The organism is Streptomyces sp. CNH189, assembly GCF_000527195.1.
This window is the reverse complement of sequence record NZ_AZUS01000025.1, coordinates 50,812-77,160: the sequence shown is the minus strand read 5'-3', so window position 1 is coordinate 77,160 and position 26,349 is coordinate 50,812. Positions and strand designations below refer to the sequence as shown.

Sequence of the window (26,349 nt, the reverse complement as noted above, 5' to 3'; positions counted from 1 at the left end):
GTACACCGCAGGACGCAGTGTGTGCCGTTGATCTACGGTTATTATGGAACGAGCGGGCGATACTGAATAGCCCTCAGGCCTAAGCTGCCTGTGCACTGGAGCCGAGATCGCGTGCGCCAGGAAACAGGCAGCAAGGAACGGCATCTATCGCCGCGGATGTCCGGTCACAGCTTCGGCCAAAAGCCTGCAGGCCGCTAGACGACACGGCCGCATCGCGGTCGTCCGTTGCCACCGTCTGTATCAATCACACGTCCTATGAGCTCGTAACACGATCATGGTTGAGACGCGGTCTACCCTTGATGGGGTGACGTCCCTCGCTGTTACTGCTTCTTCATACTCATCGGCGTCTGCCGCCATCGTCTACGCGGCGCTCCTGGATGCAGAATGCTGGCCGTTGTGGTCCCCCTACGCTGACGTCGAGTGGGATGTGCCTGCAGGAGTCGACCGACCGGCACGTGTGGGTGACCTGCGCACCATCCGTTCCAGCACTGGACGTACGTGCTGCCGCGAGCGCGTCGTAGAGATGGTTCCTGACCAGCGGTTCAGCTACGACCAGAGCGCAGGGCTGTTCGCATCTCATCGAGGGTCTGTGGACCTGGCCGGAGCCTCCCAAGGCGGCACCAACATCACCTGGTCAGCGACCTACCGACACACCCTTCCCCTCGCGCACAGATTCAGGACACGGCGTCTGCAGGTTTGGGTCCACGATCTCGCGTCGTACGCCAACTCGATCGTGATTCGTAACGCCTAGAACTTCAGGACAAGTCGGGATTCGATCTTCTTGAGCCGTCTCCAGCAGATGAGGCAGCAGGCCAGGGAGATGAAGGCGTCGTGTAGTTCGGTGCGGCGTTCCCAGCGGACGGCGAGGCGTTTGAACTGGTGGAGGAGGGCGAAAGTCTGCTCGACGACGTAGCGGAGCTTGCCCAAGCCCTGGATGTTCGGGGCGCCCTTGCGGGAGATGACGGGCAGGATCCGGCGCTTGCGCAGTTCGCGGCGGTTGGGGTTGGAGTCGTAACCCTTGTCGCCGAGCAGGGCGTCGGGGCGCCGCCGGGGTCGGCCGGGACGGCCGGCGACGGGCGGGACTCCGTCGACCAGGGCGAGCGTCTGGGTAACGTCGTTGACGTTGGCCGCGGTGGTGATGACCTTGAGCGGGGTGCCGCGTCCGTCGCAGATCAAGTGGTGCTTGCTGCCCGTCTTCCGCCGGTCGACCGGTGACGGACCGGTGTCGGCGCCCCCTTTTTCGCACGGACGTGGGAGCCGTCTACGCATGCCCTCGACCAGTCCAGCTCGCCGGCCGCGTTCAGTTCGGCGAGCAGGATCCGGTGCAACTGGTCGAAGACCCCGGCCTTCTGCCAGCGGTCCAACCGCCGCCAGCACGTCTGCCCGGAGCCGAACCCGAGTTCCAGCGGCAGCAGTTGCCAGGCAATGTCGTTGTGCAGCACGTACAGAACGCCCTGGAGGCACAGCCGGTCCGGCACCGGCCGCGGCCCCGGCGACCGCTCGGGCCAAGGCGGCAGCAACGGCTCGATCAGCGTCCACAAGTCGTCGTCCACGATCCATGGTCGGGTTGTCACACCATCCCGAACGGCCGAATCGTCACACCGGTCACGGCCGACCAGGACCGCTCAACAAGATCGTGTTACGAGCTCTATGGCACAACGGAGAAGACGAGCATGCATGGTCCCATGTCCACGAACGGTGTGCCTGGCGTGCCGGCCGAGGCTGGCCCAAGGGCCGAGTTGGTCGCAGCAGCGGCCGCTTTGCAGCCGCTGCTGCGGGAGCACGCCGCGCGTGGTGACGACGATCGCGCTGTACCGGCCGAAGTCATTCGGGCACTGTCCGACGCAGGCATCTTCCGATTGCTGACCCCGAAGCGGTATGGCGGCCAGGAGGCAGACCTGCGCACTCTGACCGCGGTGTCGGAGGTGCTTGGCGAAGCCGATGGCTCGGCGGCTTGGGTTGCGATGATCATCTCTGTGACGAATTGGCTGGCTTGCCTCTTTCCAGACCAAGCGCAGGAGGATGTGTTCGGTGCCGACCCCGATGCGCGGGTCACCGGTGTGGCGGCGCCGACAGGTATCGGGGAGCGGGTGCCGGGCGGCTGGCGGGTCACCGGACGCTGGACATACAACTCCGGTGCGCCTTATGCAACTTGGGCGGCCGTTGGTGCACTGCTGAAGGACGAGAACGGCGCGGTCGCGGATCAGGCTCTGGTGCTGATTCCCGCGTCGGAACTGGTCATGGAGGACACCTGGCGCACGGCCGGGATGCGGGGCACCGCGAGTAACACCCTTTATGGTCAATTCGTGTTCGTCCCAGAGCACCGAGTCCTGTCGGTTCCGGCAGCTTCGGAGGGGCTCTACCCGCGTACAGCCCGCGAGGAGGTCCTGTACGGCGCCTCCTTCGGCCCCATGTTGCTGCTGTGCCTGCTCGGCCCGTTGCTCGGACTGGGCAAAGCGGCTCTGGACGTGGTGGTGCACGCTGCCGACTCCAAGTCGCTGTCGTTCACCGTCCACGGCCGGCAATCGGACTCGGTGGGCATCCAGATGCAGGTGGCCGAGGCCGCGATGAAGATCGAGACAGCCCGGCTGCACACACACCAGGCGACTTCGCAGGTCGACCAGGCCGCCGCAGCCGGTCCGCTGGACTACCCAGCGCGCGCCCACCTGAGGGCCCAAGCGGGCTACGCGGCTCGGCAGATAGTCGAAGCCATAGCCGTCCTGCTGGACGCACACGGGGCCTCCGCCTTTGCCGAGACAAACATTCTGCAGCGCATTTGGCGCGACGCCAACACCGCAGCACGACATGCCGGGCTGATCCCCGCCGTCGGCCTGGAGGTCTACGGCAAGACATTGCTCGGTGTGAACGAGCGAGTGAGCCTCATGGTGTGACGTCGCAACCGGTCGGCCTCAACAAACCTCATCTGAACCGAGGCTGGCCGCATTCTAGCCAAGACCACCGTGAATGTCGGGGTCAGGGGCGGCGATCGAGTTGACACATCCCGCTCTGCTGAGCCCACACATCAGAACACCGACGGAGAATGCCATGTCCGAACAGACGCTGTCAGACATCGAGGAGATCAAGAAGCTCAAGGCGCGCTACTGCCGCTTCGTCGACACGCGCAACTGGGAGGGTCTGCGGGCCCTGTTTACCGACGCTGCTCGCTCCACCCTCGGGGGCGACGATCACTCCGCCGACGAGTTCGTCTCCCTCGCCCGGGAGTGGCTGGCCGATTCGACGAGCGTGCACAGCGTGAGCATGCCGGAGATCGAGATCACTGGCACCCACACCGCCCGTGGAATCTGGGGCATGGAAGACATAGTGACCTTCCCTTGTAGCCCCGGCGAGGCGCCCAAAGGCATCCACGGCTGGGGACACTACAGGGAGGAATACCGCAAGGTGAACGACCACTGGCTGATCCACCGGATGGACCTCCAGCGTCTGCGGCTCGACCCCCTTGAGGGCGGCTTCCCCAACGACTGACGGCTGGACACCACTGCGGCACGGCAGTCGGGACCGGAGCACGGTGCGCGACCGCGTGACCTGCGCGGCGACCTGGGACACCCGCCGGAATCTTCATGGTGGGCTGGCGAGAGGCCCGGGGGCCGGCGGGCGTAGCTTTCCCGTCGTACTCACCGCCCGGCAGACGCACCGTCCGGTGTCCTGGACGGTGCACGGCCGCAGCGCCCCGGCGGCGCCGGCTTTCGTTGGTGCGCTTCGGGTGGTCGCCACGTCCCGCCATCGCGGAGCATGTGCACTCATCCGCTCACCCCCGCCCAACCCGTAAGCGGCGGACGCGGATCAGCGCTTCGGGTGCCATGCTCGCGGTCGACCGGTTCAACCTGGTACACCGGACGGGAGATCGGCGGTTGGCGGACGTGGGCGGGTGATCCGCTGGAGATCCCCAAGGGCACTTATCATCGCGTCCGCCGACTGGAGTTGGGCGCTGCCCCTGTCAGGCCCCGCGGATGCCGCGTTCGATGCGACGACCGCAGTCGACGTCCGATCCCGGACGGCACGGCCCTGTGGCAGCCTCGCGTACCCGATCCTTACCGGCTGCTCGGTGAGAGGGACGCGGCGCGATCGCGAACGCCGGACCCTGCTTCAGGGACGGCCGGGGCACCGGTCGGCGAGGGGCCGTGTGCCCGTCTCGCACACTTGCAGGCGGTGAGTACGCGGCTGGTGGTGAGTCGCCACTGCCGGCGACCCACCACCGCACTTCGAACCGCTACTTCAACCCGAAGGCGCGAACCACCGTCTGACTCACGCTGTTTCCCTTCGTGTCACGCGCAGTGGTACGCAGACTCGCGAAACGAGCCTGGTGCGGGCCGTCGAGTTGTGCCTTCCAGCCGCCGTCCGATTGCCGCAGTGTCGTCTTGCGCCACGTGACACCGTCGTCATAAGAGATCTCCAGCGTCACCGTACGGATCGCTCCCGCGCCCACGGCTCCCTCCAGGTGCGAGGGATTGACCGTCAGCCCGGTTCGCCGGTGTGCCTTTCCGGACAGGTCGGTGGGCACCACGTAGTCGAGCTGCACCAGTGGCAGAGGCGTGAGAACCGTGAAGTCCGTGGTGCCGGAAGTGAAGTCCCACTCGGTGCGCGTGCGGGTCGAGTACGGCCGATCAGGCAGATTCCGTCGGCCCTCGAGCACAAGGCGGTAGGGCAACGGCTCAGGTGCCACGCCGTCGACGGTGACGATGTGCTCGTTGACGTCCTCGCCGAGGAGCCGGTCGCCCTGGTACAGCGAGGTTTTCGAGGTGTCCCCGGCGGCCCAAACGACGCCCGCGTGAGCGCCGGAGTCTCCCCAGGCCGGCAAGACGGACGTGCTGATGATGTCGCCGGTGCGGAAGGGGGCCCGCAACCTGATGCCGTCGTTGACGGCCCTCGGACGCTGGATGGGTGAGAACCAGTTCTCGCTCGTGCTACCGCGCGGCTTGTAGGAGCGCACGGCGCTCCGCTGGCCGAGGTCGGCCGTGGTCGCGTCGGAGACCCAGCGGACGTCGGGGCCGGCTGTGACCCATGAGGTCAGTGTTCCCTGCCTCGCGACCGGGGTGGCGTTGCTGAGCATGGGGGTATCCGCGACGGCGAACACGTCGGCGCGGACCTGGTGTGCCTCACCCTGCTTGGTGTCGCGGAACGACTCGTCGATACGGGCCAGTTCAGCGGGCCCGGGGCGGTAGGACGGATTTCGGGGGACGGAGCCGTCGTGCCGGCGGACCAGGTCGTACAGGTAGCGCGGATGCGGGTGCGAGACGACCTTCAGTGTCGTGGTGCCGCTCTTGCCGAGCCGGTTCAGCAGTCGTGTGGCGTCGTCGGTGCCGAGCGAGGCCACCGGCAGGGGAGCGGCGGGCAGCTCGGTCCAGGCCCAGGGGTCGAACTTGCCGAACCCATTGTTGAGGATCAACAGTTGCCGGGCGCCGGCCTTGGCCGCGGCTTGAGCCTGTTCCGAGGGGGAGACGGTGTCGTTGACCCGGACGACCGCCACCTGGCCGCGTACCGTCACCTTGCGGAAGTCCGCTGCCGATCCGTTTCCGGCCCAGACGGCCCGGTACACGCCCGTGCCTTCGGTTAGGGCGGGGGACTGGCTCTGCACAACGACGTCGTCATAGGTCTGCGCGCCTGAGGAGAACGACAGTGGCGGCTGGATCTGCCGCCAGCGGGTCGCGAAGGAGTACGAGCCCTCCGTCACCTTCGGGGCCGGGGACACCCAGAGGCTGTCGTACCGCCAGGTGTCGGGCAAGTAGCTGTCCATGAAGGGGGCCAAGCCGCTGTTGCTCCGGTACTGGTCCACCCGCATGAACTGGTTGGCGGTCCTCTGCGGGGTGAGGGCGGCCGCCTTGCGTAGCGCCGCAGCATTGAAGTGGACGGTGCGCTCGGCTTCGAGGTCGATCTGCGGCGCGGAGAACATGGCGAAGCCCAGTGTGTGCGTGCCGTCGATTCCGGGCACATCGGAGTTCATCCACGCCGAGTAGGTGCTCGGGGGCAGGCGCAAGGTGAGGCTGCCTGAGGCGTCGACCTCGTAGATCTTGGGCTCGGTGTCCCGTTTGACGTCCTTGAGGACGAGTGTGCCAGGCAGGGGAGCGCCGTGCCGGTCCTTCGCTGTGACGGACAGCTTGACCCGCTGTCCCTCCTTGTTGACGCCGACCGTCGTGCGGGTGAGGACCGTTCCGTCGGCGCCGCTGGCGGTGAGCAAGCTGGTGTAGGCGCCCTCGTCCTGGGCCGCGTCGAGATGGGTGATGACGCCCACTGTGGCGGTGCCGTGCGCGGGGACGGTCACCGGGGAGTCGGAGACGGTGAACAGCCCCTCCGGCAGGTTGTCTCCGACCAGACTCAGGTCCACGGTGACCGGCTGGGCACCGGTGTTCGTGTACGTGACGTCCTTGCGGACCGTCTGGCCGGGTGTGTACGGGTAGTGCGCCTGCGCGTACGCGTTCCCGGAAGCCACCAGGGTGGTCTTCGCGGCTGCCGCGATGTCCAGCCGACCGCTGCCAGCCTCGAAGGGACTGTACCGCCGGGTGCCCGACGTGGTGCTGACCAGAGCGTTCTTCAGCTGCTCCCCGGTCCAGTCCGGGTGCTTCGCGGCGAGCAGGGCCGCGGCACCGGCAACGTGCGGAGTGGCCATCGAGGTGCCGCTCATCGTCTGGTAGGCGCCCTCGCCCTCCGGGGCGAACTGCGAACGCGCTGCCAGGATGTTCACACCCGGGGCGGTCAGATCGGGCTTGACGGCGTTGTCACCGACGCGCGGGCCGCGGCTGGAGAAGGACGCCAGTTGGTCCACTCCCTTGCCCGGGCCGTTGACCGCGCCGACAGTCAGCGCGGCGTCCGCCGCGCCGGGCGCGCCCACGCTGTACGGCTCCGGACCGGAGTTGCCCGCCGCGATGACGAACAGCGCCCCGGTCTCCTCGCTCAGCCGGTTCACGGCCTCGCTGAGCGGGTCGGTGCCGTCGGTGGGCTCGCCACCCAGGCTCATGCTGACGACCTTGGCGTGCTGGTCGCGGGCGGCCCACTCCATGCCGGCCAGGATCCAGGAATTCTGGCCGCTGCCGTCGTTGTCCAGGACCTTGCCGATGTGCAGTGCCGCGCCGGGAGCGACGCCCTTCTCCACACCGCCCGATGCCGCACCCGTCCCGGCGACGGTGGAGGCGACGTGCGTGCCGTGGCCGTGCCGGTCGGTGACGCCCTGATCCGGCACGAAGCTCTCCGCCGCCGCGATACGGCCGGCGAAGTCGGGGTGCGCGACGTCGATACCGGTGTCCAGCACGGCCACGTCCACGCCCTGTCCGGTGTCTCCGCCCGCCCACACTTCGGGTGCGCCGATCTGCGCGACGGTGTCGGACAGCGTGGCCTTCACCTTGCCGTCCAGCCACACCCTGGCGATACCGCCGGCGAACCGTCCCCCTGATGGCGCGGTACCGTCACGGTGGGCGTCGGCACCGGTCAGGGAGGACCAGAAGGTCGCTGTCTCCGCATGATCCGCCGATATCGCCGCGCCCCGAATGCTGCTGAGCGTCAGCAACTTGCGTGCCCCCTGCGGGGTCTTCGCGGTGCGGGACCGGGCCGCCGCGTCGGTGTAGGTGACAATCAGGGGCAACTGGTCGGTGTGGGCGTCGTCGTAGCCGTCCGCGAGCAACTCCGAGACGTTGAACAACCTCTCGTCCAGCGCTCCGGACGCGATGTACGGCAGAGCCGCGTCAGGGTACACGTACGTGTCGGCACCTACTGTCATGACCCGCACGCCATGGGACCTGCCATGAGCGTCGGTCACCGACGTGACGGCGTGCTTGTCGCCCCTTGAGGTCACCGTGATCTTGTCGCCGGTGATCAGCGTGACGGTGCGTACGTCCGTACGCTCGACGCCCACTACGGTGGGAGGGGGAGGCGACTGAGCGGTAGCGGCAGAAGCGGCTGAGCTGGTGGTCGTCAGCACCACCAGGGTGGCCGCGGCAGCGGCAGTCAACCCGCGTCCGCGGGACGGAGACATAAGCAAAGGGACCTCTGTACAAGTTGTGCGGAAGATGTTCGCAGTCAGTCATCCGTTCGCGTCACTGTAAAGGCCCTGCTTTGACGCATCTGTGCCAAGTCACCAAGCAGACAGGCAGTAAAAGGGCACGAAGACCGGCATCTTGGGCAAGGTGGGCGATGGAAGGGGAAACAAGCCACCCACCCGACCGATCCTGTGTGCCGTGCCTGAGCGGGGCGACGGGCCAAGGTGAAGCATCTTCGCCCGTTACTCCCGTGCCAACGTCTGCAGACGGCTGTCGCATGTGCGCGACACAACAGATCCGATGGGCCGTCATATCGCTCCGTGCTTCGACGTTCACACCGGCCTGCCCTGTATCCGTCCACCGACGAGCCCGCGGACGCCTGTGCGAGCTGTTCACACTGAAGCAGGGCAGCCGACGGGGTCTGCCTCAACAGGCCTTGTCATGGGTTTCAGGGCGTCGGCCACCTGAGATGGCCGACAGCACTATTCGCTGACCTGTTGGACCGGTCGTGGTCCCAGCGGCTGTCGTATAACACCATTCACCTGGTCAGTCTGCGGTGGCAAATGAGGGTCACGGCGATGGCTGTGAAGACGAGAGAATGTTCCCGCTTGCGCTCGTAGCGGCAGTGCCGGACAGCCAGGACACGGTCCGCTTCACGTCACCGCGCAGCTTGCTGGGCCGTCTGCGCGCCGTGGGCCGCGCCATGAGCGGATGGGCGGGTTCCCGCGGACGAGTGGGGGCCAGGCGGAGGCTGTCGCGCATGTCGGCGCCAGAGATGCCCAGCGACAGCGGCACGCCGTCTCGGTCAGTGATGAGTTGGGTAGTCGGTACAGGCTCGCCGCGGTCGGTCGGGTTCGGACCAGCCGCCGGGCCCGGTGCTGGTCCACACCAGAATCAGTGGATCGCGCGCTGCGTCCGGTGCAGCTCGCCGAGTTCGTCGAGCATCACCGGTGCGGTCGGACCCACGTCCGCTCCCGGCTCCACTGGCCGAATCCCCGGTAGCCCGTGGACCAAGCAGGTCCGAGCCCTGGAGGCAGCTGCCGCCAGGTGCAGCCCGAGGGGGCACGAAGATGATCGCTGCCAGGTGTTCGCAGCCACCGCCGCCGTCCTACGGACACATGACCTCCGTCGGCGGGACCATCCGGTGGAAGAGCACCCACAACTCGTCCCGTACCAACCGCTCCACCAGATCCGTCACTCGCGACTCAACGAGCGATCACACCATGAGAAGCAACGCCGTACTTCGGAGATCAGCCGGTGGCCGTTCGCCTATGCAGGCATGAAGCTGGTAACCGCCCAACTCTGGGTGCACCGCCGTACGGGCAGGCTCAGTCGGCGGTCAGTCGACGTCGACCACGATTTTGCCCTGTGCGGCGCCGCTTTCAACGGCCTCGTGGGCTGCGGCGATGTCGGTGAGGGTGAAAGTCCTGGGGTCGAGCATCGGCTTGAGCGCCCCCGCGTCGGCGAGGGCAGCAGCCTCACGCATGATTTCTCCGTGCCGTTCCCGCCCGCGCCCGGTGAGCAGCGGCAGCAGGGTGAAGATGCCGGAGTAGGTCGCCCCGCGGAAGGAGAGGGGTGCGAGAGCGTGGGTTCCCCAGCCCAGAGCGCTGACTACATGGCCAGTGTAGGTGCGGGCAGCCTTGAAGGAGTTGTCGAGGACGGCCCCACCGACGGTGTCGAAGATGACGTCGAATCCCTCTCCACCGGTGTACTTGGCCATGTAATCCTCCACAGGAGTGGTCGTGTAGTCGATGGGAGTGGCTCCCAACCGCTCGACGACCTCCAGCCGCGAGGAGGATGCTGTGGCGAAGACTTCAGCACCGCGGGATCGGGCGATCTGCACGGCCACATGACCGATACCGCCGGCTCCGCCGTGAATGAGGACCTTCTGTCCCGCGTGAACGTGAGCCCGGTCCACCAGTCCCTCCCACGACGTGATGAAGACCAAAGGCAGAACTGCGGCCTCACGCAGGGTGAGGGAGGCAGGCTTGCGTGCAATGAGACGGGCGTCCACCGCCGCGTACTCGGCGAGCGAACCCTGCACATCTCCGACGCCTCCGGTCATGCCGAAGACCTCGTCGCCGGGGGTGAAGTCGTCGACACCGATGCCGACCTCCTCGACCACGCCTGCCATGTCCAGCCCCAGAACGGCTGGAGGCGTGCGCTTCGCGTGGGGCGCCTTGCCGGCCCGGATCTTGGCATCCAGCGGGTTGACGCCACTGGATACGATTCTGACCAGTACCTGGCCCGGTCCTGGAGCGGGCTTTTCGATCTCCCGAAGGACCAAGGGCGTGTCGAACTCTTCAAGGATCATCGCGCGCATGAGCGTGCCTTCCTGTGTATCGGATGTTGAGAGGGATGGCGACAGCGGGACCGCTGCCTGCGTCGGGCCGAGCAGCCTGCATCGGTGGGGCTGCTCGCATGGGTTGGTCAGGCGTGGTCGGCGATCAAGCGCCGTGCTGCGGACTTCGCCTCGTCCACGACGGCCTTGTCCTGCAGTAGGCGACCAGAGGTCAGAGCACCGTCGATGAGGAGCCCTATGTGCCGGGCGAGGGCAGCCGGATTGTCAGCACCTGCCTGCTCGCTCAACTCGGTCAGCCACGCCTGACGTCGTTGGGTGTGCTGCAGAGTGATGGCGCGGGCTTCCGAGTCGAGGTCCGTCTCGATCGCTGCGCTCACGAACGGACAGCCAAAGAATCCGTGGCGGTCGAAGGCGTCCGTCAGAGCATCGAACAGCCCGACAAGATGATCTTGAGGGCCGTCGCCTGCGCGGGCGGCAGCTTCCTGCAGCTGCGCCATCCATGAGTCGTCTGTCTTACGTAGATACGCCGCGATCAGCTCCTCTTTGGTGTGAAAGTGGACATACAGGGTCGACTTCGCAACACCTGACACCTCCAGGACCTGATCGATGCCAACGCCGCGCAGCCCGTGGGCGTAGAACAACTCGGCCGCCGCAGCGAGAATCCTCTCCCTCGACTTCGTCTTCCTGACCTGCGTAGCCATCCCTCACCTCCTAATCAAACAGACTAGTACGTTTGATTAAGGAATCCAAGGCGGCACGTGGCGGCTGCACACCCTGTCGCGTCCCGAACTGCTGATGTCATCAGATGGAACGCACGTCGCCCTGCTCCGGCAGACATGGCATAGGGCATGGGGCACGGTCCAAGCCTGATCCGGTGAGTGCTGCCGTCCCGGTTCGGAGGGCACTGGACCCGCAAAGCGTCGCCGGCGCTCCCGCGCTGTCGCCGCACGTTGGCCTGGAGGCGCCTTGGCGGGCAACCGGTAGCTGGGAAGACTGCTCGGCGGTGGTGGAGAGCGGGAGAAAGGTGGAGCAGGCACGCTTTACGGCCGGTGTCCGCCGCGGGGCAGGGACGGCAAAGATGTGCCTGCCTGCACCATCACTGCTTGCCCGGACCGCCGAGGTGGTCACCCGCGCGGCTACAAGGGCGCAGCCTGGGCCGGGTTCCGCCTGAGGCTTTTCCGGGTTGGGAAGAGTCGCGGATCGGGAACACGGTGATGAAACCGGGGCGTGGTCAGGTGGCAGCTTACTCCGTGCTTTTCACAAACCCTTCCTGCACAAGCTGTACGGTCCTCGCCATGGCGTTTCTGTTCACTGCGACCCCGGGAAGCAGTTGACTATTTCCCCATCCGTGCGCCTTCGCGGTCGCCCCGCACAGCTCAACTTTCACGCCACGCTGGACGAGGTCGGCAATCATCTGCCTGTAAGGATTTCCCTCGGTGATCTTTCGCTCAACATTATATGCGGCGTCATTCAGTACTACATGGCCGGCGTTGGTGTGGAAGATGGCGATGATTTCGGACTCGGCATTCCATTCCGTGACGTCGTCCGTGATGAGGCGCATATGGAAAATGGAAGCCGGTAGATCCCCTTCGAAGGCCAGCGATGGGATGCTGAAGACCATCTTCACGTTTGTCAGCTCGACTGGAATGTCGATGTGTAGCTCGTTCTCCGTCTCGCTCATTTTCTTCCCTCCTGGGGTGACAACGGTGGAATCACTGTCCGTTCTCATAATGAGACAACAAATCCCGCCTGCTCGCATCAGCGGTCAGGCGCCAGGGGAGTTGCGTCCAGCACTGAAGGGCTGGCGTGACGGGCTCACCAGATGAGCAGAGCGGAGTGTGGCGTATCGATTGCGGACGGACAACGCTCAGGTGTGTCTTCGAACAGCTCGTTCCTGGGGGGAATGCGAGGCGCGTCGCCGCTTCGTCCAGGTCGGCCTCCCAGTTGGCGAGGAATGTGCGGCTCCAAGGGTACGTCGCCACAATGGTCACAGGCCGGATTGACGAGTCGCTGATGCCGTGTGCCCGGAGATGCAACCATGCCCGACTACGGCCACGACCTCCTGCTGGGTACGTTCATCACTCCTACGGCACATGCTCCAGCACGGGTGCTAGCGCTGGCTGAGCCGCGGCCACCGGCGATGCTTGCCCGAGCGACGGCAAGCTTCGGTCTCCTTTCTCGTGGCCGATTCGAATTGACCGTGGCCGATTAGAACTCGGGCTCGATGCCGACGCCTTCCCTGAGGCCGTGCACGGCATGGGGAGCATGCGCTTGACGCCCGGTCAAGCCGTCGATGGACTGGACGAGGCCATCAACATCATCCGCGGAGCATGGAACAGTGCGGAACCAGGACCCCTGCGCTGCAAGGGAGAGCACTGCACGGTCCCGACAATGAAACGCGGACCACTCCCCGCTCACCACATCGAAATCTGGCTCGGAGCCTAGACCACGATGTCGGCCCCGAAGGAGCGTACGAGGTCCTCGTCCTGTGGCGACGTATCCGAGACCACTGTGAGTCCGTCGGCGGCCTTCGCCATCTGGATCACGTAGCCGCCGACCACTCCCGCGCCACCGGTGACCGCGATTGTGCGCCCGGCGGGCAGGGCCGGCAGGTCCGGGGCCTATCGGGAGGGCAGGCCGTTCATGGGCAGGGCCGATGCTTCAGCATGGGTGGCCCGCCGGAGGCGGGTACTCCTCCTGCTTTCATCTTTGCTCGATCTTGACTGAACGTTCTGCCTGTCGCCCCTGTGTGGCCCCCTGGAGGGTGTGGTGTGCTGGGAGGGGTCGTTTGTCCGCAGTGCCGCCTGGCGGGCATGACGGTGGCAGGCGACTGAGGCGGACTGCTTGGGAAGTCGCCGTTGTGTGTGTGGGCGAGCGGTGTGTACCGGCCCGCCGACTCGGCTGTCAGCCACTGGCGCTTGGACCCGCCACTGTGCTCGGATGCCCGGTGCCGGGCCCCTGAGGCGCTGCGACTCAGGGACCTCGAGACCACCTACCTGTGCCCGGACGGACTGACATTACGGTTCCACCCTCGCGTCCCTGACCTCGGTGACGAATGGGGGCGCCAGTTCGGGCGGACAACCACGGCAGCGCCGCTATCCACGAGCCGGGGCAGCACTCGTAGGCTCGGAACTAACTCTTAGTAAGCCACTCACTGCTGCCTTGGGCTGCAGGCCCGAGTGTTGCTTCACTGTGCGTGCGTCACCTCCTGCTTTCCGCCTGGACCTTCAGTGTCGCGGGAGGGGTCGCACTCAGCGTCTGAGGGGCCTTCAGTTGCGTCAGTAGACGACTCCGGCAGCTCTTTCCGGCACTGCGGTGATCCGGGCAGTGTCGGCGACGGCGTGCGCCGAACGCAGTCACAGCGCACCACCAGCCCCGCAGCAACGTGCCTGTATGAACCCAGGAGAACACATGAGCTTCCCATTTCCTGTACCCGACAAGAACGACCCTCGTTGGACACGTGAGGACGGCATCCATGTCCGTCGAGGCGAAGGAACTTCTCGCTGGCTCGCCGGCGACACCTATACGATCATGGTCACCGCCGATGACACCAACGGTTCCCTGGGGTTCGCCAAAGCCGTCGTTCCGCCGGGCGGCGGACCGGTGGCGCACGCACACGGTAATGAGGATGAGGCGTTCTACGTCCTGGATGGCACGCTTGAATTCCTCCTCGGCGAGCGCGTGTTCACGGTGAACAGCGGAGACTTCGTCTTCGTACCGCGAAACACGCGCCATAGATTCAAGAATGTGGGGGACAAGGAAGCGACGTTCCTTTTCATGTACACCCCGGGCGGGCACGAGGGCTTCTTCATCACGCACGGTGATGCGCCTGTTCAAGGAGAGACGTCACCACTCTGGGGGCCTGAGAGGTACGCGGCCCTGGTCGACGGCTTGCTCGCGGAGAACGTGTCCATCCTCCCCGAGGCATAACCCGAGACCGAGGGCCACGATCTCCATGCCTAGGGGGGCGTTCGTCGCGTCGGCGGGGGAGTCGGACGAGCTCGCCGACGCTGACGTGGGCTTCGATGTGACCGGCCAAACCGAGGTGGTCGACGCTGCGCACCATCGACTCGAGGGACCCCGGCCCTGTTGGTGTGCGGCAGGCTGACGGGATGGCGCCGTGCGGAGTGGGCACAGGCCGCACCCATCAGGACCGGTCAGGGATGCACGATTCTGAATCGGACCAGCGCCACAGCAGCTGCTCCTGACCTGGCGGGCGAGAAAGTGCGGCACTCGTCCCATTGAAAGGCCCCCAGGCAGTGCTCTGTCTGAGCGGTCGTTCCTGTCCCCAGCGTGACCATCCAGCCCTCCTGCAGCCATCCTCAACGATGGGAGGCGGCGGCACGCCCGGGAGGCGGCCGGCACGCCCAGACAGTCGGTGGCCCGAGCGCCCCGAAGCCGACCCCGGTGCGCCTCCATACCCCACCGCATGGGGGACGTGGCCGGGGTCCGTAGATGCCGTCGCTGCGCTTCAGTCGGCGGAGTGCCGCAAGCACTGAGAGCATCGAATGAGAACCCCATGCCATGCCACTCCACGTCTTCCTTGGATCCGCCATGAAAGCAGTAGGCCTTTTCAGCTTCGGTGGCCCGGAGGTGCTCCAGGTCGTTGATCGGGATACACCCCACGCGGGCCCCGGTGAGGTCCGAATCCGCGTCGGAGCGGCGGCCGTCAATCCGGCGGACACCGTGATCAGAAGTGGCGCCTCACCCTTGCGGTTCCAAGGTTCAGAGCCCATCATTCCTGGGCTTGACGTGGCCGGCACGATCGACGAGGTTGGGGTCGGCTCTGATGTCGGCCTCTCCGTCGGCGATCGAGTGATAGCCATGGTGAATCCGACATTGCGCAACGGCGGCGGATACGTTGAACAGGTCGTCCTTCCTGCCTCTTGGGTCGTACCAGCGCCGGCAGGAGCCGATGACGCCGAGGCGGCCACGCTCCCGCTCAATGGACTGACTGCCCTGCGAGCCCTTGATCAATTGGACTTGGCGACGGGCAGCACTCTCGCGGTGACGGGTGCCGCCGGAGCGGTGGGAGGGTTTGCGGTGCAACTAGCCAAGGTAGCTGGACACCGCGTACTGGCCGATGCGTCGTCGGCAGATGCAGAGTTGGTTGCCGCGCTGGGCGCGGACGAAGTCGTTCCCCGCGGCTCTGCTGTGGCGGAGCAGTTTCGCGCTCACGCCCCCGACGGCGTTGATGCCGCAGTGGACGCAGCGGTCATCGGAACTCCCTTGCTAGGCGCGATCCGCAAGGGTGGCCGGCTCGCCTCCGTACGTGGTGTGTCTGGGCAGCGAGCGTTCGAGAAGGCAGCCGAGAGGCATGGTGTGCAGCTTTTCGCAACGTTCGTCCACGACTACGACGGCCGTCCTGACAAGCTCGACCTTCTCCGTCAGCTCGCTGGTGAGGGAAAGCTGACCATGAGGGTCGCGGGTCGTTTCCCGCCTGAGGAGGCGGCGCATGCCCACCGTCTCCTCGAAGCTGGGGGGGTGCGCGGGCGCCTGATTCTCGAGTTCTGACCAGCGGATCGGTGGACGCTGGTGAACCCGAAGCTGGACGGGCGGAAGGTGTTCGAGCAGGAGCTCACCGAGCTGGGCGTTAGTTGCTTCGGCGAGGCCTGTCTGACCTGTCTGACCTGTCTGACCTGCGGGCGGCCCTTCGAAGGCGTCGCGATCCTGGTGGCTCAGCGGGCCCTGGCGATGACTGCCGGGACCTGGCACAACAACCAGATCGGCGAACCGTCACCCGCTCGCTGATAGCGCTTGACCACCGACAGCATCTGGCAGTGACCGCCCAAGCAGGCTCCCTCCGAGTCAGAGGACCTCCTCCGAGAGACCAGGAACTCCGACGACACCTGCTCGGGCCAGGGAGTCTCGTCCCACAGCCACCGACGGTCGACGGTCATCCGCCCGTCCTGCTCATGGCCTCGGCGAACCACCACGCCATAACGACGGGCGGTCGATCATCGCGCCCGCATACTGACCTCCAGTCAACCCATGAGCCCAGCGCACCCCGACCCATGCGGTGCGCGCGTTGACCGCGTCCGCGTCCTGCCGGCTGCTCGCTCGGCATCGTCCTCCTGCACAGGCGTCGGCACGGGATGCTGGAGGTAGGAGCCGCTCGCGTATGCCCCGGTACACGCTGGGAAGGCGTATTGGGCCAACAGGTGGAATAGTAAGTACAAACCGGATTCCCAGCCCTTGACTGCCCTGGGAGGTTGCTGTGTCCTGTAACGCCTGTCTGGGCCGACCTGACCTGGGGCTACTGCTCCTCCGCCTAGGAGCGGGCGGCGTGCTCGCTGCGCATGGGGCACAGAAGTTGTTCGGCTGGTTCGGAGGTAGTGGCGGCCTTGAGCAAACGGGCGTTGCCATGGAAGCGGTGGGCTATGTCCCCGGAAAACGGTCAGCGGCGGCCGCAGGACTCACGGAATTGGGTGGCGGTGCCCTGCTGGCGCTGGGCCTGGCGACACCGGCGGCCGGCGCCGCGGCGGCAGGTGCGATGACGGGCGCCGCGGCCGTGCATGCACCGAACGGCTTTTTTGCGCAGGAAGGTGGATATGAGTATGCGGTTTCGCTTGGCTTGACGGCCACTGGCCTAGCGATCGCGGGTCCAGGCCTGTTCTCACTCGACCATCTGCTGGGTCATGCGCTCAACCGACACTGGATGGTGCCGCTCTCGATGGGTGTCACGGCGGCAATCACTACTCTGGTCGTCGGAGCCCGCAATAGGAGGGTCCGCAGCCAGGACGGAGGCGACGAGTAGACGCCAAACGCAGGGCGGCTGATCATCACCCAGTGTTCTGGCGGAATGGGAGACGGTTGCTTCCGTGTTGCGAAACGGGGCTGCGGCAGGTCGAGTGTCGACGACAGTGCTGGTTTCCCCAAGTTGCGGAGAAACGCATGTGGGATCTGCAAACTCTGGCAGACGTCGAGGAAATAAAAAAGACAAAGGCCCGCTACTGTCGCTTTGTGGACACGCGAGAATGGGCTCAGCTTCGGAAACTGTTCACCGATGACTGCCGTTTCGCCATAGCGGGAAACAGTCAGTCGGTCGAAGAGTTTATCTCCCTCGCTCGAAGATGGTTGGGAGATTCGACGAGCGTGCACAGCGTGAGCATGCCGGAGATCGAAGTCAGGGGCGCCACCGAGGCGACCGCGATTTGGGGGATGGAAGATATCGTCTCCTTTCCCGCGGAAGGTGACCAACCACTGAAGGGGATTCACGGCTGGGGGCACTACCACGAGGAGTACCGCAGGGAAGGCGGCCACTGGTTGATAAGTCGTCTGACCTTGACGCGTCTGCGCCTCGATTCCCTTCCGGGCGGTTTCCCCGACGCTTGACCGGTTGCCGCAACGGAGTTGCTGCCATGATGCGCTCAGGTGAAGCCCAAACCTGCCGAATCATCTTGGCATGGGCATGTGGCGGGTGCCCGAATGGGGGTCAGGAACTGTGCTTGTGTGAGACATAGCAGCCGAAGTGTGAGTTAGCTCATGTGGGCGTACGCTTGCGAGACATGCATCGCGCCAACGACCCAAGAGGTCAAGGGCAGCGACGGGCCCGGTCGCCGCGATCCGCTGCACATTCCGCTGCACATTGAGTGCGAGACCGGGCAGCCTCACGGAAGAACGGGCACAGCAATGGGCACAGTCACCACCAACGACGGCACAGTCATCTTCTACAAAGACTGGGGTCCCCGCGACGGCCAGCCGATCGTCTTCCATCACGGTTGGCCGCTGAGCGCCGACGACTGGGACAACCAGATGCTCTTCTTCCTGGAGCATGGTTTTCGAGTCATCGCGCATGATCGCCGAGGCCACGGCCGTTCCAGCCAGACCGCAACTGGCAACGACATGGATACCTACGCCTCCGACGTCGCAGCTCTCACCGACGAACTCGACCTCCAGGGTGCCTACCATGTTGGGCATTCGACAGGTGGAGGCGAGGTCACACGCTACGTCGCCCGCGCCAAGGCCGGCCGTGTGGCGAAGGCAGTGTTGGTCAGCGCGATCCCACCCGTCATGGTGAAGTCGGATTCCAACCCTGGAGGTACGCCGGTCGAGGCGTTCGACGAACTGCGGTCCGCTCTCGCCGCCAATCGCTCTCAGTTCTACATTGATGTCCCCTCGGGCCCGTTCTATGGCTTCAACCGGCCTGGGGCGACCGTCTCGCAGGGGCTGATCGACGATTGGTGGCGACAGGGCATGATGGGAAGCGCCCTGGCGCACTACGAGTGCATCAAGGTGTTCTCTGAGACCGACTTCACCGAGGACCTCAAGCAGATCGACATTCCCGTACTCGTCGCGCACGGCACCGACGATCAGGTCGTCCCCTACGATGACTCCGCGGTTCTCTCGGTCAAACTCCTCAAAAACGGAACCCTCAAGACCTATGAGGGACTGCCCCACGGGATGCTGTCGAGCCATCCTGACGTACTTAACCCCGACATCCTTGAGTTTTTGAACTCCTAGCACACGGCGGCCGCCGGGCGAGGTCTCAGACAAACGCGACGTGACGTCCGGTGAGGGGCTTCCCGGGCGCAATTGCGACATGGGCGGATGCTCCCTTGAGCAAGGGGCGTCAGGCATCCGCCAGCGACTGACCGTCTCGAGGTCAGTCGCTGGCGCGCGGCCGGCCCTTCCCTTGGAGTACGCACGTCAGGGTTGTCCACGAGGGCCACGGCTCACGTAGGTTGCCGTGCCCCGATGGCCGGTAGACAGCACCCGAGGTGTGGCAATTCGCCGATGCGCGATCCCCCGTGATGGGTCACAATGGAACGCGGGACCGAATGGCCGGATCAGCGCCCCCTCAAGGACCAGGAGCCCGAACTCGAGCACGGCCTTGAATGATGTTGCTAGGCGTCTGGTAATCGCCACCCAGGAAACGGCCTTGAGTCACCCGGCCGGAATGCACAGGGGAGGCTACCGCCGTGCCGAATAGGTAGCCTACAGCGTTCGCTATCGTGTGAGGAGTCCAGGTGGAAATCGACAGGACCAATACGGCAGTCGTGTTCATTGACCCACAGAACGACGTCCTGAGCGAGAGTGGGGTGAACTGGGACGCCGTGGGAGCGAGCGTCACGGAGAATGGAACCGTCGAGAATATGGAAAGGATATTCGAGGCGGCGAAGGCGGGTGATTACGAGGTGTTCATTTCGCCTCACTACTTCTACCCGACCGACAACGGATGGCGAATGAACGGGCCGCTCGAGATGAGCGAGCTCGAGACGCACACGTTCGCACGCACGGGGCAACTCGATCTGACCGGGTTTCAAGGCTCCGGGGCAGACTGGGTGGACCGCTTCAAGCCCTACATTGAAGACGGCAAAACAGTGGTTGCTAGCCCGCACAAGGTATTCGGACCCGAAACCAACGATCTGGTGCTGCAATTGCGCAAGCGGGGGATACAGAGGATCATTCTCGGCGGGATGCTCGCGAACATGTGCGTCGAGTCCCACATGCGGCACCTCATCGAAGAGGGGTTTGAGGTCGCCGTGGTGAGGGATGCCACTGCGGGACCCCGGCATCCGGTGTGGGGTGACGGATATGAGGCCGCGATTATCAACTACCGCTTCTTCGCGCACGAGTTGCTGTCGACCGACGAAGTGCTCGATCGAATGAACTGAGGGACTCTCAGCCGGAAGTGGTCCTCGCGGCCCTCCGCATTCCTGCTTCGCCAGGGTCATTCGACGGTTGGTTCACTGAGCGGGGACGCAGTGGACGGAGACGCGCCTAGTCCGCTGTAGCCGGCGCTCGGGACGATGGCAAGGCGTGAGAGGGGACGCTGTGGAGTTCCAACACACCGTGGAGCTGGTCAGTCGAGCCGTTGACGCTGCGGGCGTGGTCATCATAGTCGTGGGGACGCTGTGGGCGACCGTTCTCGCGGCTGTCCGGCTCAGGCGTCGGCAGGCAGGTGTGTACCGTGGCTATCGCCGTCGCGTCGGGCGGTCGATCCTGCTGGGGCTGGAGTTCCTCGTGGCCGGCGACATCATTCGTACGGTGGCTGTCTCACCGACATTCACGAGTGTCGGAGTGCTGGCCGTGATCGTAGCCATCCGCACCTTCCTCAGCATTTCTCTCGAGCTCGAGATCACCGGGCGGTGGCCGTGGCAGAAGCCAGTCGCCGAGACAGACGACTGAGCCCGCACAACGCCTGCCGGTCCGGCACCCGCGGCCTGCCCGGCCCCGGCTCGGGCAGCAACGGCTCGACGAGCGACCACAGTTCGTCCGAACACGATCCATGGCCCCGACTGACGCTTCCCCCACGCCCCGACCAACGAGCAGACGAGCCGATGGTTACCTGATCAACAACGCCTGGTCGGTTCGGACACCGCTGGCTGCGGTCCCAGCCCGGTCGACCGTGCATGACCGGACAGCAAGCACCACGTCCTCACCGACGGGCAGGGCATCCCGCCCGCCGTGTCGCTGACCGGCGGAAACCGCAACGACGTCACCCAGCTGATCCCGCTGCTGGACAAGGGTCCGCCGGTCGCCGGCAGGCGACGGCGACCGGCGGACATGCTCCTGGGTGGTGAGGGCGAGCATGGCGGCGTGATGTGCCGGCATCAGTCGGCGTAGCGGTCGGCCCTCGCACGCGTCCAGGCGGCGCTGTCATGTGTGGGGCGTCGAGTGCGGTTCCTGCTGAGGGGCCACGTTCCGGCCTGCATTGGCGAGCAGACGGGCGGCTTCGACCAGTCCGGACGCTCCGGCCTCACCACGTTCCAGGACTGCGTCAGGACGTGCGCCACGCTCGCGTACGGCGTGCGCGAAATGCTGCATGTCCTTGCGCATCAACGGGTGGAGGTGTTCAGCGAGGTCCGGGGTGATGACGGTGCCCAGAGCGTGCAGGGCCGCACTGCCGCCGCTGCTGGCACTGATGGCCTCGATCAGTGCGGGCAGGTCGAGACCGACGTGGGCCGCCAGAGCGAGGACGTCCTCGGCGTTCTTCATATTGGTAATGGTCAGTGCGTTGTTGAACAGTTTGGTGAGCTGTCCCTCTCCGACCGGTCCCATGAGCCGCACCGTGTCGCTGAAGGTTTCGAACACGGGACGTGCAGCGCTGAAGGTCTGCGCCGGGCCGCCGACGAATGTGGTGAGGGCGCGGGCGCGGGCACCTGGACCGCCGCCGCTGACCGGTGCGTCCAGAAACACCGCGCCTACGTCGGCGACGTGGGCGCCGATCCGCTCGGCCTCGGTAGGGTCGCCTGTGCCGTGGTTGACAATGATCGTGCCTGGGGCGGTGTTCGCCAAGAGGCCCTGGTCGTCGAGCAGATTCCAGATGTCCGCGTCGTCGCGCAGGCACAGCGCGATTAGCTCCACGGAGGCCGTCAGGTCGGCCACTGTGTCGTGTACGAAGTGGGGCACTGCTGCCACGGCGGTGAGTGAGGCTGGCCGCCGCGCCCAGACATGTAGGTCGAAACCCTGTTCGCCTATCGCTTCGGCCATGGGCCCGCCCTGGTCGCCGAGCCCGATGAAACCGACTTTGCTGATCTTCCTCATGTGTTTGCCTTCTTCAGGTCCCCGCACTTTTCCTGGACCGGGTCAGGACAAGATGCCAGCGCTGAGGTTCCACAGGCGCTCGGCGTTCGCGGCGTCGAGCGCGTAGGCGGCGACTCCCGGCACACCCAGTTCCGTGGGCCGTGCGGTCACCTGGGGGGCCTCGTTGACGTCTTCGAAGTAGCGACCGCCGATGCCCTCTACCAGCGGGGAGGCGGCGAGGAAGACGGAGGTGGCGGCGCCCTGTTCGATGGTCTTGCGGTAGGGCTCGGGCGTCTTCAGCCCGCCGGTGTGCCGCTGGAGATTGGTGGCGATCGCTCCGGGATGCAGCGCGTTTGCCCGGATGCCCTCATCCGACCAGCGTCGGTCTGCTTCGACGGCCAGAAGCACCTCCGCGGTCTTCGACTGGCCGTAGGCGCTGAGCGCGTCGTAGGGGCGGAAGCGGTAGTCGAGGTCGTCGAAGACGACCGGGGAGAAGAGGTGGCCGCTGGAGGACACGGTCACCATGCGTGCGCCCTCTGCCGCGGCCAGTGCCCGGTGCAGGCCCAGTGCCAGGGCGAAGTGACCCAGGTAGTTGGTGGCGAACTGCTGCTCGTGGCCGCCCGTGCCCCGCTCCAACTCGGGCAGCATCATGATCCCGGCATTGTTGACCAGGATGTGCAGGGGGCCGTTCCAGCCGGTGGTGAAGGTGTTCACGGAGTCCAGGTCCGCTACATCAAGGCGGGCGACGTGAACGGCGTCGTTGCCGGACCTGACCCGCAGGTCGGCCGCGACCGCCTCGCCGGCATCGGGCCGCCGGACCGCGAGTGTGACATCGGCGCCTGCGGACGCCAGCGCATGGGCGGTTTCCACACCGATGCCGGAGGTGGCGCCGGTGACCACGGCACGCTTGCCGGACAGATCAACCCCGTCGATCACCTGAGCAGCGGTGGAGTTGCGGTCGAATGGGCTGCGAAAGAGTGCAGACACGGGTGCTCCTCGGTCAGGAAGGGGGCTACAGGAGCACGGCTGAACCTGCCCCGTCGCATCTGGCAGGGACGGTGTTATTGACTGATTCTGCCGGTTTCGGCCGTGCTCTGCCATTGTGAGGAACTCATGGCCTGCCGCCCAGGACCAGCTGAGACTGGGAGTGACAGGGCCACCCGGACCTGACACCACCTGCCTACCCTGGAGCCATGACAGCCACCGGTGACCCGGGCCCTCTGGCCACCTACCTACGCGCCCGTCGGGAACTCGTCCAGCCCGGCGTGGTGGGCATCCCCGATACCGGTAACCGGCGCGTGGCGGGCCTGCGCCGGGAAGAAGTCGCCTTCCTCGCCGGCGTCAGCTCCGACTACTACGTGCGTTTGGAACAAGGCCGCGACCGGCACCCTTCCGAACAGGTCCTGGTCAGCATCGCGGGCGCACTGCAACTGGACGAAGAGGCCACCGCCTACCTCATCCAGCTCGCCGCTTCCCCCCGCATCCGCCGCCGACGCCCCCGCCCTGAGAAGGCCGGCGACGGCATCCGTACTCTCATCAACACCTGGCCGCTGACCCCGGCGTACGTCCACGGCACCTACATGGACGTGCTTGCTGCCAACCCTCTGGCGATCGCACTCTCCCCCTTCAACGCACCCGGCCAGAACAGCATCCTCGCCGCCTTTCTGGAACCTGAACTGCGCGCCCTGCACTCCGACTGGGACGAGATGACCGCCCGCATCGTGCCCTACCTCCGGTCCGTCGCCGGTCCCGACGTAACTGATCCACGCCTCGTCGAGATCGTGGGCGAGCTGTCCGTCCGCAGCGACCGCTTCCGCAGGCTCTGGGCACGCCAGGACGTCAAACACAAGACCACCGGCACCAGTCAGCTGCAACACCCTCAGGTCGGCGCCTTGGAACTGCACTATGAGAAGTTGCTGATCCCCGGCAGCCCAGGGCAGACCCTCGTCACCTACCATGTCCGCCCCGGCAGCGACTCCGAAGACCGTCTACGCCTGCTCGCCTCTCTGAACGACTCCACCCACACGCCCGCAGAAGCCGTACGCATTGCCACGGGCAGCTGAATCATCCAGCGGCAGTCACACCGTCTGACATTGATCAGAGAGCGGGGATGCCGACCTTCGAAGTCCGGCTCGAGGCAGTGGCACAAGCTGACGTGTACGTCGCCCGCGGTGCCGCCGACCGGTGACGCCCGTCCCGTACGCCTCTACGGCGTCAGGTCCGACCTGTCTCTTCCCGCTGTCGCGCTGTTCGGAGCCTGAGAGGCAGAGCCTTTTCCGCGTGAACCACGTGAGGGTGCAGTCCTGACTGAGGCCGCGATGCTCCCCGGTCAGTTGTCCGGACGCAGAATGCCCTCGGGGTCGTAGCGTTTCCGCAATTCGGCAACGCGGGCACCGGTAGTCCCTGGATAGGTCTGGTCAAACGTGGCCTCGTCCGGGTTGCTCTTGAAGTTCACGTACGCCCCCTCCGTATGTTCCGCCACCGGCTCCCACGCCTTGCCCAGGGCTTCGCGGCCGTAAGGAGGAAAGGTGGAGGCGATGACGAGGGACCGCTGATGCCGGTGAGGGAACGCGGTGGCCGCGGGATCGATGTCGGAGACCGCGCCGCCGAGCGACCGCATCTGGACGTGCGCGGGGGCGGGCCCGCTCGCCATGGCGACGATGGCACGGGCAGCGGCCGGCGTGATGTCAGTGATCAGACCGTTCGTCGTGGAGGAGCGCATCTGCCCCACATTGGAGTGCATGTGCTCACGTGGCACCAGGTTCGTGTAGGGGGTGATCACGGCCTGCTGGAGTGCCACCTCACCGATACCGAGAAGGGGTTCGATTGAACGTCGGACGACGTGCTCATCGTCCGTGGCCACGACCGCAGTGATGAAGCCACTTGTCACGGAGCCCTGCGAGGACAGCATGAGGGCGGTCGTGAGCTCTCGCGGGGCGTCCCTCAGAGCAGCGTCCAGGCGCTGGAGCACCTGGCCCGCAGGATCGACACGTGCGACGATCTGCGCGACTCCCACGTTGCGCAGCTCGACGGCCTCGAACTCGAAGGCCAGGGCGATACCCGCGCCTGCTCCCGCGCCGCGCATCATCCACAGGAGGTCAGGCTCGTTGGAGGCGTCGGTGCGCACGGCGGAACCGTCGGCGAGCACCACCTCGACGGCGCGTATGCGGTCCACCGTCAGTCCGAAGCTCCGGACGAGCCACCCGACACCACCGCCCGTGGCCAGCCCGCCGACACCGACATTGCCGTGGTCGCCGGAGCTGATGGCCAGGCCGTGCGGGCTCAGGGCCGCTGCTACCTGCGCCCAGCGGGCCCCGGCCTCGACCCGCACCCGGCGCTTCCTGCGGTCGAGTACCGTGATCTTGTTCATCCGCCGGAGATCAATGACCATGCCCCCGTTGTTGGTGCCGCTGCCGGACAGGCCGTGCCCGCCACTGCGCACCGCGAGAGGAAGCCCGCGCTCCCGGGCCAAGAGCAGGGCGGCGGCGACATCACCGGCCGATTCCGGGACGGCGACGACGGCGGGGCTGCCCACTGTGGTGTACGTGGAGCGGTACTCCCTGTACCTACTGTCGTCAGGGGTGATCAGCTTGCCGGACAGTGCGGCCGACGCAGTGGCGAGTTCCCGATTCATCGTTGCCCCCTGACGGCCGCGACGCGTGCGCGCACGGCGGGTACGACTTGTGAGGTGAAGAGTTCGAGCTGGGCCTCCGCGTCCCCCACGGGCCAGAAGATGAAGGTGTCGAAGCCCAGTCGCAGAGCCCAGTCGCTGAGGGTGTCCGACCACATCTGGACGTCCCCGACGAGTCCCTGGCCGGCGCCGTGCGCCCCGATGGTCCCGATGACGTTGTAGACGCGCCGGATGGACCGCGGATCGCGCCCGGCGGCCGTGGCCGCCTCGTCGATGATCAGCTGGCGCGCGGGTACCTCCTCGGGAGGTACGTAGATGTTCAGTGGGGAGATCCATCCGTCGGCCGCCCGGCCCGTCACGGCGAGCATCTTCGGCTTCTGGGCGCCCAGCCACAGCTGCACCGGCGTGGACGCCACGGGGCCCGCGCGGTATCCCGTCACGGCGTGGTGGGGGGTCTGCATCCGTACCACGCCACCGGCCAGAGCCTGGTGCATAAGGTGGAGGGACTCCTCGGTGAAGGCGACCATCTGTGCGCCGCGCCGGGGCTGGCCGCCCATCGACGCGATCGCGTCGGCGAAGGCGCCGCCGCCGACTCCGAGCTGTACGCGGCCATCCGTGAGGATGCCCAGGGAGGCGGCCGCCTTGGCGAGCATGGTCGGGGGCCGCAACTGGAGGTCGGCCACGTCGGTGACGAACGAGATGCGGTCAGTCACCGCTGACAGGTGACTGATCAGCGTCCAGGTTTCCAGATATCCGGGTTGGTACGGGTGGTCCTGGACGGCAAGGTAGTCCAGGCCGCCGTCGTCGGCCCGGCGCGCGAGTCGGCGGGTCTCTTCGAGATCATCTGCGGCCGGGTTGAGGCTCAAGCCAAACGACAGCTGGTGTCCGTAGTCGGTCATGTCATCACAGTGCGGCAGTCATCCACCTGCGGCAAACAAGCCATAAGGTGCTAATATTTAGTA

Annotated in this window: 20 protein-coding genes and 4 pseudogenes; 13 read left to right on the top strand and 11 right to left on the bottom strand. The window is 66.0% G+C overall.

Going from position 1 to position 26,349, the window contains the following annotated elements:
* Positions 1–274: 274 nt before the first annotated feature.
* Complete coding sequence (locus tag B100_RS35980; RefSeq protein ID WP_486585726.1) at positions 275–751, top strand: SRPBCC family protein; 477 nt, start codon at positions 275–277, stop codon at positions 749–751.
* On the opposite strand, the gene B100_RS35975 is transcribed toward B100_RS35980, so the two are convergent.
* Positions 748–1,556, bottom strand: a protein-coding gene (locus tag B100_RS35975; protein WP_486585729.1) for an IS5 family transposase whose coding sequence is annotated in 2 segments (ribosomal slippage) — positions 748–1,241 and positions 1,241–1,556 — 810 coding nt in all. Because the reading frame shifts where the segments join, the coding sequence is not laid out codon by codon here. The two genes, B100_RS35980 and B100_RS35975, sit on opposite strands and share 4 nt — an antisense overlap.
* 129 nt (positions 1,557–1,685) lie before the next feature.
* On the opposite strand from B100_RS35975, the gene B100_RS0128820 reads away from it, so the two are divergent.
* Together B100_RS0128820 and B100_RS0128815 are read left to right on the top strand one after the other, a co-directional pair.
* Positions 1,686–2,891, top strand: coding sequence for an acyl-CoA dehydrogenase family protein (locus B100_RS0128820; protein ID WP_024887867.1), 1,206 nt, complete (start codon positions 1,686–1,688; stop codon positions 2,889–2,891).
* A gap of 154 nt (positions 2,892–3,045) precedes the next feature.
* Positions 3,046–3,483 carry a nuclear transport factor 2 family protein gene (locus B100_RS0128815; RefSeq protein WP_024887866.1) on the top strand — a complete coding sequence of 146 codons (438 nt, stop codon included), beginning with the start codon at positions 3,046–3,048 and terminating at the stop codon, positions 3,481–3,483.
* A 745-nt stretch (positions 3,484–4,228) separates the two neighbouring features.
* On the opposite strand, the gene B100_RS0128810 is transcribed toward B100_RS0128815, so the two are convergent.
* The 5 genes and pseudogenes from B100_RS0128810 to B100_RS0128785 all read right to left on the bottom strand — a co-directional run bounded on the left by B100_RS0128810 (position 4,229) and on the right by B100_RS0128785 (position 11,968).
* Positions 4,229–7,726 carry a S8 family serine peptidase gene (locus B100_RS0128810; RefSeq protein ID WP_486585725.1) on the bottom strand — a complete coding sequence of 1,166 codons (3,498 nt, stop codon included), beginning with the start codon at positions 7,724–7,726 and terminating at the stop codon, positions 4,229–4,231.
* A 797-nt stretch (positions 7,727–8,523) separates the two neighbouring features.
* A pseudogene (locus tag B100_RS36690) lies at positions 8,524–9,126 on the bottom strand (transposase).
* A 198-nt stretch (positions 9,127–9,324) separates the two neighbouring features.
* Positions 9,325–10,308: a zinc-dependent alcohol dehydrogenase family protein gene (locus tag B100_RS0128795; RefSeq protein ID WP_024887864.1), complete on the bottom strand. Its 984-nt coding sequence runs from the start codon at positions 10,306–10,308 to the stop codon at positions 9,325–9,327.
* 107 nt (positions 10,309–10,415) lie between these two features.
* Entirely contained in the window at positions 10,416–10,988 is a 573-nt protein-coding gene (locus tag B100_RS0128790; protein WP_024887863.1) for a TetR/AcrR family transcriptional regulator, read from the bottom strand.
* Positions 10,989–11,530: 542 nt separating this feature from the next.
* Positions 11,531–11,968, bottom strand: a complete 438-nt coding sequence (locus tag B100_RS0128785) for a DsrE family protein (RefSeq protein WP_024887862.1) — start codon at positions 11,966–11,968, stop codon at positions 11,531–11,533.
* Positions 11,969–13,698: 1,730 nt separating this feature from the next.
* On the opposite strand from B100_RS0128785, the gene B100_RS0128770 reads away from it, so the two are divergent.
* From B100_RS0128770 to B100_RS0128740, 8 genes and pseudogenes are all read left to right on the top strand, one after another.
* The gene (locus tag B100_RS0128770; RefSeq protein WP_024887861.1) at positions 13,699–14,217 is read left to right on the top strand and encodes a cupin domain-containing protein; all 519 of its coding nucleotides are present in this window, start codon (positions 13,699–13,701) and stop codon (positions 14,215–14,217) included.
* A 594-nt stretch (positions 14,218–14,811) separates the two neighbouring features.
* Positions 14,812–15,801, top strand: coding sequence for an NADP-dependent oxidoreductase (locus B100_RS35960; protein WP_486585724.1), 990 nt, complete (start codon positions 14,812–14,814; stop codon positions 15,799–15,801).
* 129 nt (positions 15,802–15,930) lie between these two features.
* Positions 15,931–16,052, top strand: a pseudogene (locus tag B100_RS37790) (IS982 family transposase); the annotation flags it as partial.
* 452 nt (positions 16,053–16,504) lie between these two features.
* The gene (locus B100_RS35955) at positions 16,505–17,044 is read left to right on the top strand and encodes a DoxX family membrane protein (RefSeq protein ID WP_486585723.1); all 540 of its coding nucleotides are present in this window, start codon (positions 16,505–16,507) and stop codon (positions 17,042–17,044) included.
* A 137-nt stretch (positions 17,045–17,181) separates the two neighbouring features.
* Complete coding sequence (locus tag B100_RS35080) at positions 17,182–17,622, top strand: nuclear transport factor 2 family protein (RefSeq protein WP_024887858.1); 441 nt, start codon at positions 17,182–17,184, stop codon at positions 17,620–17,622.
* A 297-nt stretch (positions 17,623–17,919) separates the two neighbouring features.
* Positions 17,920–18,750 carry an alpha/beta fold hydrolase gene (locus tag B100_RS0128750; RefSeq protein WP_024887857.1) on the top strand — a complete coding sequence of 277 codons (831 nt, stop codon included), beginning with the start codon at positions 17,920–17,922 and terminating at the stop codon, positions 18,748–18,750.
* A 506-nt stretch (positions 18,751–19,256) separates the two neighbouring features.
* Complete coding sequence (locus B100_RS0128745; RefSeq protein ID WP_024887856.1) at positions 19,257–19,904, top strand: cysteine hydrolase family protein; 648 nt, start codon at positions 19,257–19,259, stop codon at positions 19,902–19,904.
* A gap of 145 nt (positions 19,905–20,049) precedes the next feature.
* Positions 20,050–20,418 carry a DUF1622 domain-containing protein gene (locus B100_RS0128740; RefSeq protein ID WP_486585722.1) on the top strand — a complete coding sequence of 123 codons (369 nt, stop codon included), beginning with the start codon at positions 20,050–20,052 and terminating at the stop codon, positions 20,416–20,418.
* On the opposite strand, the pseudogene B100_RS37340 reads toward B100_RS0128740, so the two are convergent.
* Positions 20,417–20,516, bottom strand: a pseudogene (locus B100_RS37340) (IS5/IS1182 family transposase); the annotation flags it as partial. The gene B100_RS0128740 and the pseudogene B100_RS37340 overlap by 2 nt on opposite strands.
* A 103-nt stretch (positions 20,517–20,619) precedes the next feature.
* Between B100_RS37340 and B100_RS37335 the strand changes: the two are divergent.
* A pseudogene (locus B100_RS37335) lies at positions 20,620–20,790 on the top strand (IS5/IS1182 family transposase); the annotation flags it as partial.
* Between the two features lie 99 nt (positions 20,791–20,889).
* Here B100_RS37335 and B100_RS0128730 read toward each other — a convergent pair.
* Together B100_RS0128730 and B100_RS0128725 are read right to left on the bottom strand one after the other, a co-directional pair.
* Positions 20,890–21,777, bottom strand: a complete 888-nt coding sequence (locus tag B100_RS0128730) for an NAD(P)-dependent oxidoreductase (protein WP_051490087.1) — start codon at positions 21,775–21,777, stop codon at positions 20,890–20,892.
* A gap of 42 nt (positions 21,778–21,819) precedes the next feature.
* A complete protein-coding gene (locus tag B100_RS0128725; RefSeq protein WP_024887852.1) occupies positions 21,820–22,743 on the bottom strand; it encodes an SDR family NAD(P)-dependent oxidoreductase in 924 nt (307 codons plus the stop codon).
* A 206-nt stretch (positions 22,744–22,949) separates the two neighbouring features.
* Between B100_RS0128725 and B100_RS0128720 the strand changes: the two genes are divergently transcribed.
* Entirely contained in the window at positions 22,950–23,819 is an 870-nt protein-coding gene (locus tag B100_RS0128720; RefSeq protein WP_024887851.1) for an MmyB family transcriptional regulator, read from the top strand.
* Positions 23,820–24,085: 266 nt separating this feature from the next.
* Here the strand turns inward: B100_RS0128720 and B100_RS0128715 are convergent, their stop codons facing one another.
* Positions 24,086–25,390 (bottom strand): FAD-dependent oxidoreductase, encoded by a 1,305-nt coding sequence (locus tag B100_RS0128715; RefSeq protein ID WP_024887850.1) that lies wholly within the window; start codon positions 25,388–25,390, stop codon positions 24,086–24,088.
* Positions 25,387–26,286 (bottom strand): LLM class flavin-dependent oxidoreductase, encoded by a 900-nt coding sequence (locus B100_RS0128710; protein ID WP_024887849.1) that lies wholly within the window; start codon positions 26,284–26,286, stop codon positions 25,387–25,389. Before B100_RS0128710 ends, B100_RS0128715 begins: the two co-directional genes overlap by 4 nt.
* Positions 26,287–26,349: the final 63 nt, after the last annotated feature.

Bases quoted from the DNA above. Each gene is read 5' to 3' on its own strand.
- B100_RS35980 (WP_486585726.1), top strand. From the start codon at position 275: ATGGTTGAGACGCGGTCTACCCTTGATGGGGTGACGTCCCTCGCTGTT.
- B100_RS0128820 (WP_024887867.1), top strand. From the start codon at position 1,686: ATGTCCACGAACGGTGTGCCTGGCGTGCCGGCCGAGGCTGGCCCAAGG.
- B100_RS0128815 (WP_024887866.1), top strand. From the start codon at position 3,046: ATGTCCGAACAGACGCTGTCAGACATCGAGGAGATCAAGAAGCTCAAG.
- B100_RS0128810 (WP_486585725.1), bottom strand. From the start codon at position 7,726: ATGACAGTAGGTGCCGACACGTACGTGTACCCTGACGCGGCTCTGCCG.
- B100_RS0128795 (WP_024887864.1), bottom strand. From the start codon at position 10,308: ATGCGCGCGATGATCCTTGAAGAGTTCGACACGCCCTTGGTCCTTCGG.
- B100_RS0128790 (WP_024887863.1), bottom strand. From the start codon at position 10,988: ATGGCTACGCAGGTCAGGAAGACGAAGTCGAGGGAGAGGATTCTCGCT.
- B100_RS0128785 (WP_024887862.1), bottom strand. From the start codon at position 11,968: ATGAGCGAGACGGAGAACGAGCTACACATCGACATTCCAGTCGAGCTG.
- B100_RS0128770 (WP_024887861.1), top strand. From the start codon at position 13,699: ATGAGCTTCCCATTTCCTGTACCCGACAAGAACGACCCTCGTTGGACA.
- B100_RS35960 (WP_486585724.1), top strand. From the start codon at position 14,812: ATGCCACTCCACGTCTTCCTTGGATCCGCCATGAAAGCAGTAGGCCTT.
- B100_RS35080 (WP_024887858.1), top strand. From the start codon at position 17,182: ATGTGGGATCTGCAAACTCTGGCAGACGTCGAGGAAATAAAAAAGACA.
- B100_RS0128750 (WP_024887857.1), top strand. From the start codon at position 17,920: ATGGGCACAGTCACCACCAACGACGGCACAGTCATCTTCTACAAAGAC.
- B100_RS0128730 (WP_051490087.1), bottom strand. From the start codon at position 21,777: ATGAGGAAGATCAGCAAAGTCGGTTTCATCGGGCTCGGCGACCAGGGC.
- B100_RS0128720 (WP_024887851.1), top strand. From the start codon at position 22,950: ATGACAGCCACCGGTGACCCGGGCCCTCTGGCCACCTACCTACGCGCC.
- B100_RS0128715 (WP_024887850.1), bottom strand. From the start codon at position 25,390: ATGAATCGGGAACTCGCCACTGCGTCGGCCGCACTGTCCGGCAAGCTG.
- B100_RS0128710 (WP_024887849.1), bottom strand. From the start codon at position 26,286: ATGACCGACTACGGACACCAGCTGTCGTTTGGCTTGAGCCTCAACCCG.